At 63.1% G+C, this 982-nt stretch carries 1 protein-coding gene; it reads right to left on the reverse strand.

Features of this window, described 5'->3' with window-relative positions; genetic code table 11:
* The coding region (locus M5B44_RS28770; RefSeq protein WP_248741304.1) for a DUF6531 domain-containing protein at window positions 1–982 on the reverse strand (982 nt) is incomplete at both ends.

The raw sequence follows: 982 nt of genomic DNA on the forward strand, positions 1-982 counted from the left end.
TACGCAGCGGGCCGACTTGCCAGCACGCTCCCACTCCCAGAAGAAGCTCGCGCCGCCCGTTAACTGCCGTTGCAGGATGACGTGGGCATCGTCGTAGTCGTAGCGCTCGCTTTCGCCGACGGCGTTGGTCGCTTCGATCAACCGATGACGGGCATCAAAGCGGTAGCTGACCAGCGTCTGCTCGGTACGCCAGGCGGACTCACAAAAAACCTGATAATCGACCGCGACCAGATGCGCCCGCTCGTAGCGCAGCAACAACGAACGACCGGCCCCGTTATCGAGGCGCTCAACGCGATCCAGACGATCACGCGTAATACGCAGCCGATTGCCGTACGCATCGCTGACAACCGCCAGACGCCCAGCCCGAAAGTGATAAAACCGCGCCGGATCCCCCGCCAGCGCAACGATCAGTTCCTCCGGCTCACCCCCAAGAAAGATCGCCGCCCGCGACAGACTGTTGTGAATCGCCGGCCGCTCGCCACTCGGCAACGGAAACCGCGTGCGCCGGTTCTCATGGTCAACCCAGACCACCGAAGCGCCATCAACCTCCAGTCGATGCGCCAGCGAATGACTCCAGCCAAAACCCAACCCGACATCGATTTCCGCCGCACTGGTGCGATACAACCGGCTGAATTCGAAGGGCAGCAGCCCATCCAGCACACCGTCAGTCAGCGTCAGCAGCTCTTCGCCAGTGACCATCGACACCGGACACCCGTTGGTGCAGGTCAACGGCGCGCAATCGGTGCTGTCACCGTTAGGGTTCTTCGCCTGAGCCGACGCATCGTCGCGAGGCTCATGCCGCTCCATTCGGGTCGTGCCGTGTGACTTGTTACGTGCAATGGCCGCCGGATTGGGCACCGTCAGCACCCGCGCATCCGCCGTACGAATCTCCAGCGGAACTGCAGGTGTCGGCCGCAGCGGTGCCGGACGGGCATTGATCATCAGCGGTTTCAACGCGCCCGCATGCCGAGTCAGATCGGGC

Origin of the sequence: Pseudomonas sp. MWU12-2029 (assembly GCF_023242425.1) — a bacterium.
Classification (GTDB): Bacteria; Pseudomonadota; Gammaproteobacteria; order Pseudomonadales; family Pseudomonadaceae; genus Aquipseudomonas; species Aquipseudomonas kribbensis.